At 62.0% G+C, this 17,598-nt stretch carries 12 protein-coding genes; 2 read left to right on the top strand and 10 right to left on the bottom strand.

All coding sequences use genetic code 11. The annotated features are described in order from the left end of the window. Positions 1-199 precede the first annotated feature (199 nt). The 9 genes from I6L37_RS12450 to I6L37_RS12410 form a co-directional block, all read right to left on the bottom strand. A complete protein-coding gene (locus tag I6L37_RS12450) occupies positions 200-1,300 on the bottom strand; it encodes a dihydrolipoamide acetyltransferase family protein (RefSeq protein WP_216991989.1) in 1,101 nt (366 codons plus the stop codon). Beyond that, positions 1,297-2,280: an alpha-ketoacid dehydrogenase subunit beta gene (locus I6L37_RS12445; protein WP_216991988.1), complete on the bottom strand. Its 984-nt coding sequence runs from the start codon at positions 2,278-2,280 to the stop codon at positions 1,297-1,299. The genes I6L37_RS12450 and I6L37_RS12445 overlap by 4 nt, the downstream gene beginning before the upstream one ends. Next, positions 2,273-3,361, bottom strand: a complete 1,089-nt coding sequence (gene pdhA, locus I6L37_RS12440; RefSeq protein WP_216991987.1) for a pyruvate dehydrogenase (acetyl-transferring) E1 component subunit alpha — start codon at positions 3,359-3,361, stop codon at positions 2,273-2,275. Before pdhA ends, I6L37_RS12445 begins: the two co-directional genes overlap by 8 nt. A gap of 234 nt (positions 3,362-3,595) precedes the next feature. Then, entirely contained in the window at positions 3,596-4,453 is an 858-nt protein-coding gene (locus I6L37_RS12435) for a hypothetical protein (protein WP_216991986.1), read from the bottom strand. Next, entirely contained in the window at positions 4,450-8,394 is a 3,945-nt protein-coding gene (locus I6L37_RS12430) for a non-ribosomal peptide synthetase (RefSeq protein WP_216991985.1), read from the bottom strand. Before I6L37_RS12430 ends, I6L37_RS12435 begins: the two co-directional genes overlap by 4 nt. A gap of 125 nt (positions 8,395-8,519) precedes the next feature. Further along, complete coding sequence (dhbA, locus tag I6L37_RS12425) at positions 8,520-9,272, bottom strand: 2,3-dihydro-2,3-dihydroxybenzoate dehydrogenase (RefSeq protein WP_216991984.1); 753 nt, start codon at positions 9,270-9,272, stop codon at positions 8,520-8,522. After that, positions 9,269-10,159, bottom strand: a complete 891-nt coding sequence (locus tag I6L37_RS12420; RefSeq protein ID WP_216991983.1) for an isochorismatase family protein — start codon at positions 10,157-10,159, stop codon at positions 9,269-9,271. Before I6L37_RS12420 ends, dhbA begins: the two co-directional genes overlap by 4 nt. Further along, positions 10,156-11,805 (bottom strand): (2,3-dihydroxybenzoyl)adenylate synthase, encoded by a 1,650-nt coding sequence (locus I6L37_RS12415; protein WP_061475508.1) that lies wholly within the window; start codon positions 11,803-11,805, stop codon positions 10,156-10,158. The genes I6L37_RS12420 and I6L37_RS12415 overlap by 4 nt, the downstream gene beginning before the upstream one ends. Further along, complete coding sequence (locus I6L37_RS12410; protein ID WP_216991982.1) at positions 11,802-12,950, bottom strand: isochorismate synthase MenF; 1,149 nt, start codon at positions 12,948-12,950, stop codon at positions 11,802-11,804. Before I6L37_RS12410 ends, I6L37_RS12415 begins: the two co-directional genes overlap by 4 nt. A 264-nt stretch (positions 12,951-13,214) precedes the next feature. On the opposite strand from I6L37_RS12410, the gene I6L37_RS12405 reads away from it, so the two are divergent. Continuing rightward, positions 13,215-15,167 (top strand): TonB-dependent receptor, encoded by a 1,953-nt coding sequence (locus tag I6L37_RS12405; protein ID WP_216991981.1) that lies wholly within the window; start codon positions 13,215-13,217, stop codon positions 15,165-15,167. 115 nt (positions 15,168-15,282) lie between these two features. Continuing rightward, a complete protein-coding gene (locus I6L37_RS12400; protein ID WP_061475510.1) occupies positions 15,283-16,350 on the top strand; it encodes a 3-deoxy-7-phosphoheptulonate synthase in 1,068 nt (355 codons plus the stop codon). Between the two features lie 83 nt (positions 16,351-16,433). On the opposite strand, the gene I6L37_RS12395 is transcribed toward I6L37_RS12400, so the two are convergent. Next, a complete protein-coding gene (locus I6L37_RS12395) occupies positions 16,434-17,432 on the bottom strand; it encodes a LacI family DNA-binding transcriptional regulator (RefSeq protein WP_026458141.1) in 999 nt (332 codons plus the stop codon). Positions 17,433-17,598 lie beyond the last annotated feature (166 nt).

Here is a 17,598-nt window from a genome sequence, read left to right as displayed (position 1 = left end):
AACCTGTATTCAAAATAATTACTTATGCTTTTCAGCGGGTAAAGCTCAAAAAACGGGATTAACTTATGAACAACAGGAAAAGATGTAAAACATCAAATTCATTGACATAACTATCGCCCTTTCAAGCTGGATAGGATTATACGTGGCTTTGTAGATTACGCAAACAAATTTGTGCCCTGCGGGAGCAGGGCACAATCGTTTACAGACTCGGCGCTTCCAGTGCTTGTACCAGGGTTTTTAGGAAGCGTGCCGCCTCACCACCGGTGCAGGCTCTGTGGTCAAACGTCATCGACAAAGGCAGTGCCCGAACCGGCCTGGCCTCCCCGTGAATGAAGACCACTTTTTCGAACAATTTCCCGGCCCCTATGATGGCCACCTGGGGCGGCGTCACTATGGGGCTGGCGTAGCGACCCGCGATGGCGCCAAAGTTGGTCAGCGTGATGGTCGCCCCCTGCAGCATCTCGCGCGGCACAGCACGGGCCTTCACGTCGGCTATCATCCGATCCAGCCCTTGGCGGATGTCGACCCCTTCCCGCTCGGCTACGTTCTCCATCACGGGCACATAGAGCCCATGTCTGGAATCCACCGCAATGGCCACATTGACCTCGTTGAACAGCCGCCTTGACAGGGTCTCACCATCGAACCAGGCGTTCATGGAGGGCTCGGCACGACAGGCCACGCCGATGGCCTTGATGAGACGTACCGTCACGTCTTCATCGGCTCGCCAGTGACGCAAATCCACCTCGTCGGTGATGCTGACCGGCACCACCGTCTGATGGGAAATCTCCATCGCCTTGGCCATGGCCCGGCGCGATCCCTTGAGAAATTCGTTGCCACTGCCCTGCATCGCTTCGAAGGCCGCTTGCACATCCTGCTCGGTCACCATGCCGGCATTGCCGCTCCCCTTGAGTCGCTCGATATCCAGCCCCAATTTCTGGGCCAGCAGGCGCACCGCAGGCATGGCCCGCACCAGAGTGCCGCCGGGCGCAATGGCCCCCACCACGAAGTGATCCTCGATATGATGCTGATGGGCGCTCACCTTGCCCACTACTGTGCCGTCATCCTCGCCCCCTTCAAATTCCACCAGCGGGGCGCCGATATGGAGGATATCCCCCTCCTCGCCGCACAGGCGGGCGATCCCCCCCGCCACCGGTGAAGGCACGTCCACCAGCGCCTTGGCCGTTTCGACCGAGAGCAACACCTGATCGACCGCCACGGTATCGCCGACCTTCACCTTCCACTCAACAATCTCGGCCTCGGCCAGTCCTTCGCCCAGATCCGGTAATTTGAAAAATTTCATGACCAGTTCTCCATCAGCTGGTGAGCCGCATCCGCGATATCCTGCTCGGTGATGAGGTAATACTCTTCGTTGCGATAATAGGGCACGGCCGCATCCACCCCGGTCAGGCGCTTTGGCGGTGCCTTGAGGGAGGTCAATGCCTGCTCGGTCGCTCGCGCCACAATCTCGGCGCCCACGCCAAAACTGCCACACGCCTCGTGCACCACCAGCAGGCGGCCGGTCTTGCGCACCGAAACCAGGATAGTCTCCATGTCCAGCGGCTTGATGGTAGCCAGATCCAGTACCTCGCACTGGATATCCTGCTCGGCCAGCAGGTTCGCCGCCCGCATCACCTCCTGCACGCAGGCCCCCCAGGCAACAACCGTGATGTCCCGCCCGGGCCTTAGAGTAAAACAGACATCCAGGGGCAGGCCGATACCGTCATCCACCACGTCGGACTTCATGGAGCGATAGATGCGATCTGGCTCGAAGAACATCACGGGATCCGGATCGCGGATGGCCGAGAGCAGCAGGCCGTAGGCGCGCCGCGGGCTGGAGGGGATAACCACCCGAAGCCCTGGAATATGGGCAAACAGCGCCTCGACGCTCTCGCTGTGGTGCTCGGGCGAGTGGATGCCGGCACCATAGGGGGAGCGGTAAACGATGGGACAGGAGAGGCGGCCGCGCGTACGGTTGCGCATCCGGGCCGCCTGGCAGATGATCTGCTCCATGCCGGGGAAGATAAACCCCTGAAACTGGAACTCGGCCACCGGCTTGAGCCCCTGGGTCGCCATGCCGACCGCCACCCCGGCGATCAGCCCCTCGGCCAGTGGCGTATCTATCACCCGCTTGAAACCGAACTTGTCGCGAAGGCCCACAGTAGCGCGAAATACCCCGCCATTGACCCCCACATCCTCCCCCAGCACCACCACGTCGGGGTCATGTTCCATCTCGTAGTGAAGAGCCATATTGACCGCTTCCAGCAGACTCATCTCACTCATGGCCAGCCTCCCGCTTCATCCCCTTGGCAATGATCCGCTCGCGCTGGGGCAGCAGCTCGGCGGGCAGTTCGGCGTAGTGATAATCAAGCAGCGCCTCCGGTGGTTGGGGTTGCATCGCCTCGTAGCGTGCCACCGCCTGCTCCACCTCCTGGCTCGCCTCGGCCAGCAACGCCTGCTCCTGCTGTTCATCCCACCACCCTTGGCTGTGCATGAACTGGCGCAGCCGTTTGACCGGCTCGCGGGCCCAGGCGGCCTCAACTTCAGCCCCGTCACGATAGCGGGTGGCATCATCGGCGGTGGTGTGATCCCCGAGGCGATAACTCACCGCCTCGATCAGGGTCGGTCCCTTGCCGGTGCGAGCCCGCTCGATGGCGCTGCGGGCGGCATCGTAGACAGCGACCACATCGTTGCCATCGACCTGCAGGCTGCGCACTCCGGCCCCAATTCCTTTCTGGGCCAGGGTCGGGGCGCTCGACTGCAACTTGCGGGGCACCGAGATGGCCCACTGATTGTTGTTGATGATGATGACCATGGGCAGATGCCAGACGCCGGCGCAGTTCAGCCCCTCCAGAAAGTCCCCCTTGGAGGTGCCGCCATCGCCGATGGTGACCACGGCAACCCTGGGCTGGTTGCGCAGCTTGAACGCGGCGGCAATGCCGCAGGCATGGGTGATCTGGGTGGCGATAGGAACGCAGATGGGCAGATCCTCCGAGGGAGTGCCGTCAGCCTTGAGAAAATAGCTTCCCCTCTCATCCCCTCCCCAATACTGCAGGTTCTTCTCCATGGGCACGCCCCGCACGTAGAGGGTGGGCATATCCCGGTAGTAGGGCACATAGACATCCTGCGGCTGCATGGCAAGACCAATGCCGACGCCGACCGCCTCCGCCCCGAGATGGGAGGGGAATGTACCGAGCTTGCCGGTTCGCTGCAGCGCGATCGCTTTCTTGTCATAGCTACGCACCATCACCATGTTGCGGTAGAAGGTGTGCAGTATCGCCTTGTCCAGCCAGGTCGGCAGGTTAGCAACCTGGCCCCCTTCCGCATCGAGGTAACGAAGGAAAGGGATGTCGACATGGGTCATAACTGGCTCCTTGCCGTTGAGAACGCCACCGGAGTGGTGACACCTCAAATGTAAATATCATGTTAATTAAAAAGCAAAGGGAATCAGCCAGGTAAGACCAGTAGAAACTTCTTTGAAATAGTAAATAAATTGAATTTTCGTCGAGAGAGGTGGCGTGATGCCGTAAATGGTGCAGGTTTTCAGGAGCTGATACAGAACGCCAATACACCCAAAAGGGAGTCGAACTCCCTGGTATCAATCCAGCCAGCGTATCAGCTGGCTGGCCATTCTCGGAGGCAACAAGGGAACCCGGGCACGCAACCTGCTTCGCCAGGGTTCTGTCTGCAGGATCGGACAAATCTGTATCTGCCGTTCGGCGCCTGCGACCCAGACTCGTTGATCGATAAGTGAGTCGAGGGGGAACTGGACCTGCCAGTGAGGAAAGAGCTCGGCCGTAGTAAGCCCGTCCACCCCACTGACGCCCTCCCCCATCGGAGCTGGAGTGAGCCAAGGGTAAAGCACATGCAATCGCCCCGGATTGACCATCTCAAGCAACTGACCAAGGCTTGGCAGCGAGAAATGGGGATCGCCCGCCGCCTTGAGCAGATGGCGCGCTCCCGCCAGCACCACCACACCGCGCTCGGGCAACCCGGCGATACAGTCGGCCATCGCCTGATCCCGCCCCCTGTTGTGATATTGCCACGCCTCGGGAGTCAGCTCCTGCCACTCGAATGGCGGCTCGCACAGATGAACCCGCAACCGCAGTTGCGCAGGACGCGCCAGATTACTCTGGCGCAAGGCAGCGAAGAGGGCTGGAAACTCGGGGGGCATCCAGGCGGTGAAAGCGCTGGAGTCCAGCCAGACCGGATAGAGGCTATCCAGCGTGAGCGGCTCTCCCTGCCAGCAATCTGCTCCCGCCAGCCAGGCGTCTAGCAGACCCTGATGGCGGCGGTTGCCGCACTCAAGCACCAGATCCGTCATCACCCCCCAGAGCATCGGATCGCAAAGCCAGGCGTGCTGGCGCCTGATAAATGCGGGGTGCCAGTGCGGCTCCCCAAGCCCCACCAGCTTGCCTGCCAGCAGCGCTTCCCTGATGGCCGCGACCGGGGTCACGACTGCACCTCCCGCTCTGCTGCCTGAAGGCGCTTGCAGACAAGCTCACCTATCTTCGCCAGCCAGTCAGGATGCACCATCTCCTGATGCAGACACGGGAAGTGCTGATAGTGGATCGTCCCTCGCGTCAGGGTCTCCCAGCCACGGCCATCCAGCCAGGGCTGACGGGAGCCCACCGCCTCGATAAAGATCACCTCTCCGTGATAGCAATAGTCGACAGGCTGGCGGATCAGCCGGTTATTGTGGTCAATCAGCCCGATCATGGCGCTCACCACTTGCTCATCGAGCATGGCCAGCGCACTTCCTTCTTCCCCCAACCGGGCAACCACCTCTTCACGAGTGAGGGAACCCAGCGCCGCGTCCGACACGGCAATGCCTCCCATCCGCAGCAGAGCATCGAGCATGTGCTGCTCGTCGGGCAGCGGCCGGGTGTGCCACTGGTGACAGGGATAGGCATCGAGCAGCAACACCATGGCCACCTCCTGCCCCTGCTCTTGCAGCATGGCCGCCATCCTGTGAACCAACATGCCACCTATCGACCAGCCAAGCAGCCAGTAAGGCCCCTCGCTCTGATGGCGACGCAGCTCGGTCACATAGTCAAGCGCCAGCTCATCGAATGTGGCAGGCAAAGGGGCATCCGGCTGGCAGAGGGCCCGGGCCTGCAGGGCATAGACCGCCATGCTGGTAGGTAGATGGGCCACCAGCGAGGCATAACACCAGCCAAGGCCACCGGCGGGATGGACACAGAAAAGGGTTGGACCGGATAGCACCGCCTCCTCCCTGCGCCCCCTGAGTGGCAACAGCATTGGCATCCCTTCTCGCTCGCCGCCAAGATGCCGTGCCAACTGAGCAGGGCTAGGTGTTTCGAACAGGCTGGCCAGGGAAAGCGTCTGGCCGAGCGCCTCTTCAATGCGTACCACCAGTTGCGCTGCCAGCAGAGAGTGGCCGCCGAGTGCAAAGAAGTTATCCCCGGCGCCGACCCGCACCAGCCCCAGCACCTCGGCAAAGAGACGGCAGAGCCGCTCCTCCAGCAGGGTTCGCGGCAACTGCTGGCCAACTGCGGTAGCAAGATCTGGCAGCGGCAATGCCTTGCGATCCAGCTTGCCGTTGGGAGTGAGCGGCAGCTCGGCCAGAGTCACCAGCAGCCCCGGCACCATGTAGTCGGGTAGCGCGGCACTGAGCGCAGGCGTCAGCTCTGTCAGCGTCAACTCCCCCTCATCGGCGGCCACCACATAGGCCGCCAGGCGGCGATCGCCTTGGGCAAACTCGGAGGCCAGTACCACTGTCTGCGCCACGCGGGGATGTTGCAGCAACACCAGCTCAATCTCCTCCAGCTCGATGCGCTGGCCGCGGATCTTCACCTGAAAATCGAGGCGCCCCAGATACTCGATGGCGCCATCCTCGCGCCAGGCGGCCAGATCGCCGCTTCGATAGAGATGCCCCGCCCCGAAGGGGTTGGCAATAAAGCGCTCGGCGGTAAGCTCGGGCTGTCCGAAATAGCCTTCTGCCACCTGTACGCCCCCGATCCAGAGCTCTCCCGCCACACCGGGTGGCACTGGCTGCAGCCAGGGATCGAGAATATGGATACAGGTATTCCAGACCGGATAGCCGATGGGCACGCTGGTCACCTCCTCATCCGCACGGCAAGGGTACCAGGTGACATCCACCGCCGCCTCGGTCGGGCCATAGAGGTTGTGCAGGGGCGCGGCAAAAGCGCCATACCAACGCTGTACCAGATCGGCCGGCAGCGCCTCGCCGGAGCAGAAGACCTGGCGCATGGTGCGACAACGCTTGGGCTCGGCCTGACCGACGAAGATCTGCAACATGGAGGGGACGAAGTGCAAGGTGGTGATCCCCGTCTGCTCGATAAGCGCGGCAAGATACGCGGGATCCTTGTGACCACCCGGTTTGGCGAGCACCAATCGCGCCCCCGTCATAACAGGCCAGAAGAACTCCCAGATGGAGACATCAAAACCGGCTGGCGTCTTTTGCAGCACTCGATCCGCTGGACCGATGGGATACATATGTTGCATCCAGAGCAGTCGGTTGACGATGGCGGCGTGGCTCACCACCACCCCCTTGGGGCGGCCTGTCGAACCCGAGGTATAGATGATGTAGGCAGCATCTTCCGGTTTGGGGGCCGGCAAGGTGCAAGGAGCCACCGCCGCCAGCGTCTTCGCCACCTCCGGTGCATCAAGGCAGACGGCAGGTATGTCGGGCGCCACCGACATGGCCAGGGCTCGGCAAGTCAATAACAGCGCAGGTTCGCTACTGGCCAGAATGTAGCCGATCCGCTCTGCCGGATAGTCTGGGTCGACCGGCACATAGACGGCCCCCACCGCCATGATGGCCTGCTGGGCCAAGATGAGCTCGGGCGAGCGGGGGATCACCACCGCCACCCGGCAACCGGGACCTATCCCCCTCCCCACCAGATAGCTGGCCAGCTGGCGAGTGCGCTGGCGCAGCTCGGCCACTGACCAGCGCTCCTCACAACATTCAAGGGCGATGGTGGCGGGGTTGGCCGCGGCCAACCCCTCGCCTAGCAGGGCGCTCAGCGTGGTGGATGGTAACGGATGGCTGGTCTCGTTCCAGCGTGCCAATTCGGCCTGCTCACAAGCCAGCAGCAGCGGCAGACGCACGGCCTCAATGTCATCACCGGCATCACTCCAGGCCTCCAGATAGGCCACCAGACGGGCCAGATGGCGCTCACTCTCCTGACGGCTGAAGCGCCCCTGATGGGTCTCAAGGATCAGGGTGACGTCGCCTGCTTCCTCGGCAAAGTAAAAGGCGCTCTCTTCCACCGGTCCCGCCGCCAGTACCCGCACCTCCCCGCGTACCTCGCCAAAAGTCAGGGTGCGGGTAAAGGGCATCAGGTTGACCTGAGGGCCAAAGAGAGGCCGCCCGGGCTGACGCTGCTGCAAATGCTCCTGACGACAACCCTGATGGCGACGCAGGGCGGCAAATTGCCGCTCTACCTGCGCCAGCAGCTCGCCAACCCGGCTTGCCCCTGTCACCTCGATGTGAAGGGGCAGCACATTGACCTTCATACAGGGGGTATCGGCTGCCTGTGAGCCCAGCCGCCCCATCAGGGGGATCCCCAACACTACCTCGCCAGCACCGCTCATCCGGTGTACATAGCTGGCTACCGCCGCCAGCAAGAGGCTGTATGGATGGCAGGAAGAGCAGCCAGCCCGTGCCACCAGAGCCTGCCACAGTCGGCCAGCCAAACGCTGCTCGAGGCGATGGATGTCTCCCGGTCCCTGCGCCGGACGACGGGAGAGCGACGCCGGGCTCTCCACGCCAGCCAACTGCTGCACGAAGAAGTCGAGATCCCGCGCGGCACGGGGGGATGCCTGATAATCAGCCTCTTCAGCCAGTAGCTCGGTCTGGGTGGCATAACGGCATGGGGCTGGCAGATCCCCGCGGCAGAGCTCTTCGTACCAGAGCGCTACGCGTTGGCAGATCAGGCGCAGGCCAAAACCGTCGATGGCGATATGGTGCACCGCGATAAACCAGGCCCACTGCCGGTCGGCAAGGCGGTAGAGGGAGGTGGCAAAGAGCGGGCCCTCGGCCAGATTGAAGGGGGTCGCCAACAGGGTTTCCATCTCTACCAGCGCCGCTGCGAGCGGATCGGCCTCACGGCGCAGATCCCGCTCTGCCATCTGCCAGCAGGCGGGGTTGGCCTCCATGAAGGGGCCCTCCCCCGTTGCCACAAAGGCGCAGTGCAGACCGGGGATCTCATCGAGCGTCTGACGCACCGCCCGGATGAAGTGGTGAGGGGCAAGCGCCCCCTCCAGCAGCCAGTACTCTCCCGTGTTGCAAGCCGGACTCTCCGGGTACTTTTGCTGGGCAAACCAGATGCCCGCCTGCGCCGTGGTGAGTGGCCAGCGCGGCTTGTTCCCGCCCTGGTGCGGGGCACGCATCGCCATTGTCTGTTCCATGGGAATATCCTTGCGCAACATCGACCGGGTAGCGTTTTCGCCTCCCCGAACGCTTGAAAAGCGAGGAAGCAGAGCCTCCTCAATGTAAGAAAAGGGCGATGCCCGCGACATCTGAAGATGCGGGGCTAGACGCCCAGAGTGGCGCCGCCATCGATCACCAGATCCTGCAGAGTGACATGGCTGGCAGCATCGGAGGCGAGAAAGAGAACGCAGGCCGCCACGTCGGCCGGTGTGGCCAGCTTGCCAAGGGGGATCCCCAGCTTGAACTGTTCGGGGAGCCCGGCGATGGTTCTCCGCTCCCCCTCCCCGTCCTGCCACATGCCCCACAACATCGGCGTCAGGGTCGACCCCGGTGACACCAGATTGCAACGCACTCCGTAAGGAGCGAGCTCAAGCCCCGCCGTCAGAGTGAGGCTGGTCAGTGCAGCCTTGGAAGCACCATAGACCCCCATCCCCGCTCGCGGCACCTTGGCTGCATTGGAGGAGACATTGACGATGGCACCGCCTCGCAGCGCGCGAAACCAGGGGGCCAGAGTCCGCATCAGGTAGAAGGGTGCAAAGGTGTTGACGGCAAAGGTGCGCGCCAACAGGACGTCATCCACTTCGTCGAGCCTGCCGGTGGCCAGCACGCCGGCGACATTGACCAGCACATCGGGCCCCAGCCCCTCTTCGAGCAACTGCTCGCAGCAGCGGGCGATGGCCTCGCTGTCGCTCACATCGATCACCACCCCCTTCACATTGCCAGGCAGCGCCTCGGCCAGCTGAAGATCGAGCACCACCACGCTCGCCCCCGCCTCGGCAAAGGTGCGCGCCACGGCATGGCCTATTCCCTGCGCCGCGCCGGTTACCCAGACGATTTTGCCTTGCCATTCGCTCATGGGGTGCACTCCGGCTGTTCGGCGTGACGGGAGAGCAGCGACCACCAGTGGGCCAGCGTCGGTTGACGGGCAAGTTCGACGAGTTCAACCTCCAGGCCACGCTGGCGCCACTCCTCCACCAACCCCATCACCGCCAAAGAATCGAGGCCGTAGTCGAGCAGGTTCCCATCCTCTGCCGGCAGCGTCTGCTGCATCTCTGCTGGCAAACGGGCCAACACCTGCGCCTGCAACAACGCACGGCTAAGCGGAACAGCGTTTGCTGCCTCCAGCACCTCTGCCACCGTGAGCACCCGGCCGGCATTGCGGCTGACATAAGAGAGAGCCAGCAGATGATCCTCACGGGAGAAGTCGGCGATGGCGTCGGCCACAAGGAAGGGGCGTATGTCGCGCATGAAAGCATCGACCGCCGTCTGCATCACCCCTATGTGACCGTAGATACCGCAGATCACCAGCTGATCCCGTCCCCATCCAGCCATCAGATCAGCAAGGGGGGAGCGGCAAAAAGCACTGTAGCGCCACTTGATCAGCACAGTATCCTGCGGCTGTGGCGTCAGCGCCGCGACAATGGGCTGGCGTTCCGGCGAGCGGGTCAAACCCGGCCCCCACATGTCGCTGAGCAGGGCGCGATCAGCCGGACTCTGCTCGGCGGGCTGGGCGGTATAGACCACCGGCATGCCGAGGGCCCGGGCCTGGCGGCTCAGGAGCACGATATTATCGACGACCTGGTTGATAAGCGGGTTATCCGACCCGTAGAAGTCGACAAAGTAACGCTGCATGTCGTGGATCAGCAGCACGGCACGGCCCGGTTCGAAGGGCCAGTTGACCCGAGCGGCGGGCAGCTCTTCTGCGGTGGGTAGCGGGTAGGCATCAAGGGCTTGAATGGTCATGCACACTCCTTGGCAAGCTGCTCGCGCAGCCTCTGTTTGTCTATCTTGCCGACCGGGGTCTGGGGCAGTTCATCCACCAGCACCAGGCGATCTGGCAACTTGTAGTCCGCCACCCCCTGCTCTCGCAGGAAACGACGCAAACGGGGCAAATCGAGGGACTCACGGCTCATCAGAAAGGCACAACTGCGCTCCCCCAACAGCGGATCGGGTATGGCCACCAGCGCCGATTGCCGCACGTCGGGATGAGTGAGCAGTAGCTCCTCTATCTCAAGGGCGTCGATCTTCTCCCCACCCCGGTTGATCTGATCCTTGTTGCGACCGACCACCATCAAATGGCCGCCGGGCAAGCGGCAGACCAGATCGCCGGTGCAGTAGAAGCCATCCCGATCGAAGGCCCGCAGATTGTGGGCCTCGGCCTTGTAGTAACCACGGAAGGTGTAGGGGCCGCGCGTCCACAGCTCACCGCACTCGCCATCGGGCAAGGTGCGCCCGTTGCTGTCACGCACCTCAACCTCGTCTCCCGGGCTCATCGGACGTCCCTGGGTGTTGACGAGATGCCAGTGGTCATCCTCGGCGCGGGTATAGTTGACCAGCCCCTCCGCCATGCCGAACACCTGCTGCAAGCGGCAACCCAGACGGTTTTCCACCGCCTCGGCATGCGCAGGACTCAGGCGCGCGCCACCCACCTGCACCCACTCAAGGGACGTTTGCGGATAATGGCCTGCCGCCTCCAGCCAGAGCGCAAGGGCGGGGGGTACCAGTGCGGCCCAGTTGACCCGGTAACGCTGTACCAGTGGCAGACAGGTTGCCGGTGAAGGCTCCGGCGCCATCACCACACAGCCGCCGGCATGAAAAACGCCGAGCGCTCCGGGAGAGCTCAGGGAAAAGTTATGAGGGGCAGGCAGGGCACAGAGATAAATGACCCGCTCGTCCCAGCCGCAGACCGCCACGCTCTGGCGTACGCTGTAGCCGTAGTCGTCGTGAGTACGGGGGATCAGCTTGGGAGTGCCTGTGCTGCCACCGGAGAGCTGGAAAAAGGCAACCTGATCGGCCGGGGTCGGCACAGGGTGCGCCACTGCAACAGGTGTCGGATGATCTGCAACAGAAACAGGTTCCGGCTCACGCCATGCAAACCCTTGCGCTGACGCCTCCCCGTCTACAGGCTCGAAGAGCAGCATCTGGCAGGATGGCTGCACCATCGCCTCGAGGGCTGCCATGCTGCCCGCCTCCCCTGCAAAACCCGGATGAGCAGGGCTCAATACCAGCAGCGAGGGATCAATCTGGCGAGCAAAGGCGACCAGCTCGCGCCGCTGATGGCTGAAGAGGGCATGTACCGCCACCACGCCACAGCGGATCAAGGCAAACCAGCAGATATAGAATTCGGCGCAGTTGGGCAACTGCACCAGCGCGGTATCGCCGTGACCGAGCCCGCGGGCGGCCAGCCGCGCCGCCAATGCATCGACCTCACGACGCAGCTGGCCATAACTCAGGATACGCTCGCCGCAGATGAGGGCGGTGCGATCGGGATAACGTTCTGCAGACTCATCCAGTAGGGCGGTAAGCGGCTGACCGCGCCACCACCCCTGCGCCCGATAGTGGGCTGCGCGTTCTGCGGGCCAGGGGGTAAAGGGGACCAGCGGCTTCATGCAGCCACCTCCGGCTCACGGCTCTCGAGGCCAAAGGCACGCAGCATGGTGCCGAGTTTGGCGGCCGTCTCCTGCCACTCCGCCTCGGGCGAGGAACCCACCACCACCCCGGCGCCGGCATAGAGACGCAACGTCTTCCCGGCCAGCATGCCGCAGCGAATAGTGACCGCCCACTCGCCATTGCCATCGGCATCCATCCACCCCACTGCGCCACTGTAGAAGTGACGATCATATCCTTCCAGCCGGGCGATGGCCTGGCGGGCTTCCTCCTGGGGAGTACCACATACTGCCGGAGTGGGATGGAGCGCCAGTGCCAACTCCAGCGCGGTAGATGGCTCGCGCAACCATCCCTCGATCCGGGTCGAGAGGTGCCACATGCTGGACGTGGCGATCACCTGCGGCTCAACCGGCACCTCGAGCTCGCGACAGAAGGGAGAGAGCGCGGCCGCGACCGCATCGGCCACCAGCGCATGCTCATAGCGATCCTTGCGTGCCTGCAGCAGATCGGCGCAGGCTGCCTGTTGTTCGCAAAAGGCGTGGCGGGGACGGGAGCCTGCCAACGGGTTGCTCACCACAGTCATGTCATTGCGCGAGATCAGCAACTCTGGACTCGCGCCCAGCAGTGTCTCCCCCTCGGGAAGCGGAACCTGAAACACATAGGCCCCGGGATTCTGGGCCAGCAGGCTGCCATAGGCTTGCGAAGGGGCAGTACACTGCGCGCTCTGCACATCAATGGCTCGCGAAAGCACTATCTTCTCAAGCTGGCCTTCGCTGAACTGCTGCAGGGCCTCTCGCACTGCCCCCTGATAGTGAGCCGCATCGGTCACCTCACACACCTTGCCGTGCAACTGGCAGTGGCAGCTGGGCAACAGGCGCTCCCGTGCAATCCATTGCCACTGTTCCGGGATCACCAGATGCCAGGGGGCTCGGGTGTCGAAGGGGATGGCGCCAATCGCGACGGGATTGGTCATGCCCTGTCGGCGCAGCTGACGCAAATGGCTCAGCAACTGACCCGGTGCGATGCCAGTGAAGCTGTCGTGAATGCCCGAGGTGAGCAGTACCCGCTCACCACTGGCAAAACAGCAGGCTCTGTCCAGATCAGCCGCAGTGGCGGGCCACTCTTCTTCCTGTACATAGTCACACATGAGGGTGCTACTCCTTGGAATGAATCTCTGCCTGATGCTGACAAGCCCGTCATTCGACTCGCTTGGCAACAAGGTGAGCGGCATCCTAGCAAGGAGCAAAACTTGGATCAATACAAATGATAATCAATATCATTAACTTCTTTTCTGTCAAAAAGGGGAGCGTATGAATCTTTGAAAGTAAGCTAAAAAAAGAGTTGCGAACGAGGCAAAAGCAATTTGATAATGATAATGCTTATCATTTGGATATTATGGAAAATATAAATAATGAAATCCTCAGCCTCCCGTTTTGTCACTCCCACGCTACTGGCCACCACCATAGTGGCCTTGCTGACCCAGCAAGCCACAGCCGCCAATAGCACGCCCCAAGCCGACGAGGTGATCACCGTCACCACCACGGCACACAACACCCGCTCGGCACCGGCTTCCATCTCTGTCATCACCGCCGAACAGATTAAGGCGGCACCGGTCAACGATCTCTCGGATCTGCTGCGTCACGAGGTGGGTATCCAGGCCGAAACCGATACCAATGGCCGCAGCGATATCGGCATTCGCGGCATGTCGGGCAAATACACGCTCGTACTGGTGGATGGCAAACGCCTCTCCTCCTCCAATGCCCTGTGGCGCGGCGGCAACTTCGACAACACTCCGGTTCCCCTTGGCATGATCGAGCGGGTCGAGGTGATCCGCGGCCCCATGTCAGCGCTCTACGGTTCCGACGCCATCGGCGGTGTCATCAACATCATCACCAAGCAGCCGGGCACGCAGTGGCGGGGGGCGGCGGATGCCGACTTCAAGGCCATAGAAGGCAAGGATGGCGGCGAGCAGCACAGAACCAACCTGGGCTTTACCGGCCCGCTGACCGACAACCTGCTGATCCGGATGAACGGCGAAGTCTATGATCGCCAGGCCTGGACACCCACAGAGGCAACCGACGGCATTCCCCTCATCGAAGCCAAACAGACGCGCAACTTCGCGTCCACCCTGAGCTGGCTGGTGGATGAGCAACAACGCTTCGAACTCGACTATCTCTACAACCAGGACGAACGGCCTCTCGACATCTTCCGCAAAACAGGCAACAAGGTGCACAGTCGCCAGCAGCAGAACGACCGCAATCTGTTTGGCCTGACTCACAAGGGGAACTGGAGCTGGGGTGACACCACCGTCATGGCCAATTACGAAAGCTCCCGGATCGACGACTTCAACACCAGCTACTCAGCCCCCCAGCAGCGCGAGTTGGAGGAGAACACCCTGACTCTCAAGGGTTACACCAATCTGATGCTGGCCAATCACTATCTGACCTTCGGTGGTGAATATCTCGACCGGGAGCTGGTGGATACGGTGAGCTACAAGGATATCGGCGGCAGGGAGAGTCACGCCCAGGAGGCGCTGTTTGCCCAGGACGAGATCGGCCTGACCGATAGCCTGACCTTGACCCTGGGGGGGCGTTACGATCACCACGAGATCTATGGCGGCCACTTCACGCCACGCGGTTATCTGGTCTATGAGCTGAGCGACCTGGTGACCGTCAAGGGCGGCGTCAGCCAGGCCTTCAAGGCGCCGGCTCCGCATCAATACTCCAAGGGTTACAGCATCGAGAGCTGCGGCGGCAACTGCCTCATCTACGGCAGCGGCAAGGTCAAACCCGAGACCAGCACCAACTACGAGCTGGGGATCATCGCAGGGGAAGGTATCTGGGAAACCAGCGCCACCCTCTTCTACTCCGACATAGAAGACATGCTGACCTTCAAGCAGATACCCAACTCCAAAGATCGTACCTGGTACAACCTGGATAAGGCCACGACCAAGGGACTGGAGCTGACCGGTCGCCTCGATCTGTTCGAGGATCTCAGCCTCAATGCCAACTACACCTACCTCAAGGCGGAAGGGGAACAAGGCCAGCCCCTGCCCGAGCGCCCGGAGCACAAGGCCAACGCCAGGCTCACCTGGCAAGCCACCGAGCGGGTGAATGCCTTCGTCGTCACGACCTACACAGGCACCCAGTTTGCGGAGCAGACCGTCAACAAGGCCACTGTGTTGCATAAGTTACCCAGCTACCAGACGTTCGATCTTGGCACCGGCTTCAAGGTAACCAGCAACTTTGATCTGCGAGTCGGCATCACCAACCTGACCGATGTCCGTCTGCAAGAGAAAGATGCCCTCTTCCAAAACGTGGAACCGGGCCGCAGCTATTACATCAGCGGCTCGGCCCGTTTCTGATCCGGCCCTCCACGCGGCACGGGAACCTTCCCGTGCCGCAATTTACGACAACAAGGGACAAGTCCCACTGGATAGCAATGAGCATGCAGATTTTCACTCTGTTCGAGGATCTTCCATGTTCCCCTCACTACTGAACGCATCGCCACTTGCCACTCTCCCCACTCCGGGCGAGTTGCTGGCGACGCTCCCCTGCCCCACCCGGCTTGCCCACCAGATCAGCGACCACCGCCACCATGCCAGCCAGATCCTGCAAGGCATGGATGATCGCCTGCTGTTGGTGATTGGCCCCTGCTCCATTCACGATCCGGTCGCCGCTCGCGACTATGGCGCTCGGCTGGTCGAGCTGCAGACACGCTACGGCGATCAACTGCTGCTGGTGATGCGCACCTATTTCGAAAAACCACGCACCACCCTCGGCTGGAAGGGATTTATCTTCGATCCCTGCCTCGATGGTAGCGACCGACTGGCGGAGGGATTGCACCAGGCACGCGCTCTGCTACTGGAGCTGGGAGAAGCTGGCCTCGCTTGCGCTACCGAGTTTCTCGATCTCACCAGCATGCTCTATCTGGGGGATCTTATCAGCTGGGGAGCCATCGGAGCGCGCACCACCGAATCCCAGTTCCATCGCCAGCTGGCATCTGCGCTCCCCTGCCCCATCGGTTTCAAGAATGGTACCGATGGCAATGTCCAGGTCGCCGTGGAGGCGATCCTCGCCAGTCGGGCTGCTCACCTCTACACCCAACCGGATGGTGAGGGGCGCATGACACTGGTTCGTAGCCACGGCAACAAGGATTGCCACCTGATCCTGCGTGGCGGCCGCCAACCCAACTATCAACATGATGCCGTGAAACAAGCCTGTTTACTGTTGCAACGACACCACCTTGCTCCCCGGCTGATGGTCGATTGCAGCCACGGCAACAGCCAGAAGCAGCATCTTCGCCAACTGCGGGTGGCACAGGATCTGGCCAATCAGCTGACAGCTGGTAACCAGGGGATCGCTGCCGTGATGGTGGAGAGTTTCCTGTGTGAAGGGCGTCAGGAGATCAAGGGTGGCCAGCCATTGTGCTACGGCCAGTCGATCACCGACGCCTGCATCGGCTGGGAACAGACCCTGGTACTGCTCGATATGCTGGCCGAAGGGGTGGAGGCAAGACGCCGGCGGCGGATTGCGCTGGCAAGTTGAGATAAAACGGCAGCATTTCAGGTACAGTGCCAGAGCGCAATATGGCCCCGACGGGGCCACATTTTTACTCTCTTTGGCGGGTGTCAGGCGACGGACTCGCGCTCCACCAGCCTGGCTTCAAACTTGAGTGACAGGCCGTCGGCCGGCTTGTGATCGAGCAGGCGAAGAGCCAGCTCGGCGGCACGGCTCCCCATCTCCTCGATGGGATAACGCACCGTGGTGAGCTTGGGATAGATGTAGCGGGCATAAGGGATATCGTCGAACCCCACCACCGAGACCTGCTGCGGGATCTTGTAACCCCGCTCCAGCAGACAGGAGATGGCTCCCGCCACCATGGCATCGTTGAAACCAAGCACAGCGGTAAATTCAACCCCGCGGGAGAGCAGCTCGTTCATCGCCACATAACCGCCGTTCTCATCGGCAAAGCCACGGCCGATCAAGGCCGGTTCCAGTGCGATACCGGCCTGGGCCAGGGTCTGGGTGTAGCCCGCCATGCGCTGCTGGCCGTCGACGAACTCTTCATCGTCCGAGGTGATAAAGGCGATCTTGCGGTGGCCGGCCTCCAGCAGATGCTGGCACGCCGTGGTGATACCGGCCTGGTTATCGAGCCAGACGCAGCGATCTTCGGCTCCCGGCACCTGGCGGTTGATAAAGACCACAGGGGTGGATCCGGCGGCCAGCTCGCTCAGCTCCTCATCGGGCAACGCCTTGCTGTGCAGGATCAGGGCGTCACACTGGCGCTGCAGCAGTGCCTGGATGGCATGACGCTCGCGAGTGATGTCATGGTTGCCTGACATCACTATGGTGAACTTGTTGGCCCGATCGACCATGGCTTCAATGCCTCGCATCATCTGGGCGAAGAAGGGGCCGCCACAGAGATCGCCGACCAGCACGCCGATGCAGTTGGAGCGCTTGCTGACCAGGGCCTGGGCAAAGCTGTTGGGACGAAAATTGAGTTCCTTCATCGCCGCCAGCACGGCCTCGCGCTTTTCCGGCGCGACCTGTGCCGTGTTGTTGATCACCCGGGAGACGGTTGAGATGGACACATTTGCCAGCTGAGAAACGTCTTTAATCGTTGCCACTATCCATTCCTTTATTGTGGGGAACCTGTCGGTACCGACGGCCCAGTATATCCTGCTCGCGGATCCGATTCCCGGAGCCAGGTCACCTGACAGGTTTCCTTTGGTAACAAATTCTTGCGCCGTGATACCCGGCGCCGGGTAACAGGCAGGGGCCAGCGGCCCCCGC

The organism is Aeromonas sp. FDAARGOS 1407, from assembly GCF_019048725.1.
GTDB classification, from domain to species: Bacteria; Pseudomonadota; Gammaproteobacteria; order Enterobacterales; family Aeromonadaceae; genus Aeromonas; species Aeromonas enteropelogenes.
The sequence above is the reverse complement of the archived record's forward strand: the minus strand, read 5'-3'. Positions and strand labels throughout refer to the sequence as shown.

Bases quoted from the DNA above. Each gene is read 5' to 3' on its own strand.
- I6L37_RS12420 (WP_216991983.1), bottom strand. From the start codon at position 10,159: ATGACCATTCAAGCCCTTGATGCCTACCCGCTACCCACCGCAGAAGAG.
- I6L37_RS12410 (WP_216991982.1), bottom strand. From the start codon at position 12,950: ATGTGTGACTATGTACAGGAAGAAGAGTGGCCCGCCACTGCGGCTGAT.
- I6L37_RS12430 (WP_216991985.1), bottom strand. From the start codon at position 8,394: ATGGAACAGACAATGGCGATGCGTGCCCCGCACCAGGGCGGGAACAAG.
- I6L37_RS12415 (WP_061475508.1), bottom strand. From the start codon at position 11,805: ATGAAGCCGCTGGTCCCCTTTACCCCCTGGCCCGCAGAACGCGCAGCC.
- dhbA (WP_216991984.1), bottom strand. From the start codon at position 9,272: ATGAGCGAATGGCAAGGCAAAATCGTCTGGGTAACCGGCGCGGCGCAG.
- I6L37_RS12445 (WP_216991988.1), bottom strand. From the start codon at position 2,280: ATGAGTGAGATGAGTCTGCTGGAAGCGGTCAATATGGCTCTTCACTAC.
- I6L37_RS12400 (WP_061475510.1), top strand. From the start codon at position 15,283: ATGTTCCCCTCACTACTGAACGCATCGCCACTTGCCACTCTCCCCACT.
- I6L37_RS12405 (WP_216991981.1), top strand. From the start codon at position 13,215: ATGAAATCCTCAGCCTCCCGTTTTGTCACTCCCACGCTACTGGCCACC.
- I6L37_RS12450 (WP_216991989.1), bottom strand. From the start codon at position 1,300: ATGAAATTTTTCAAATTACCGGATCTGGGCGAAGGACTGGCCGAGGCC.
- pdhA (WP_216991987.1), bottom strand. From the start codon at position 3,361: ATGACCCATGTCGACATCCCTTTCCTTCGTTACCTCGATGCGGAAGGG.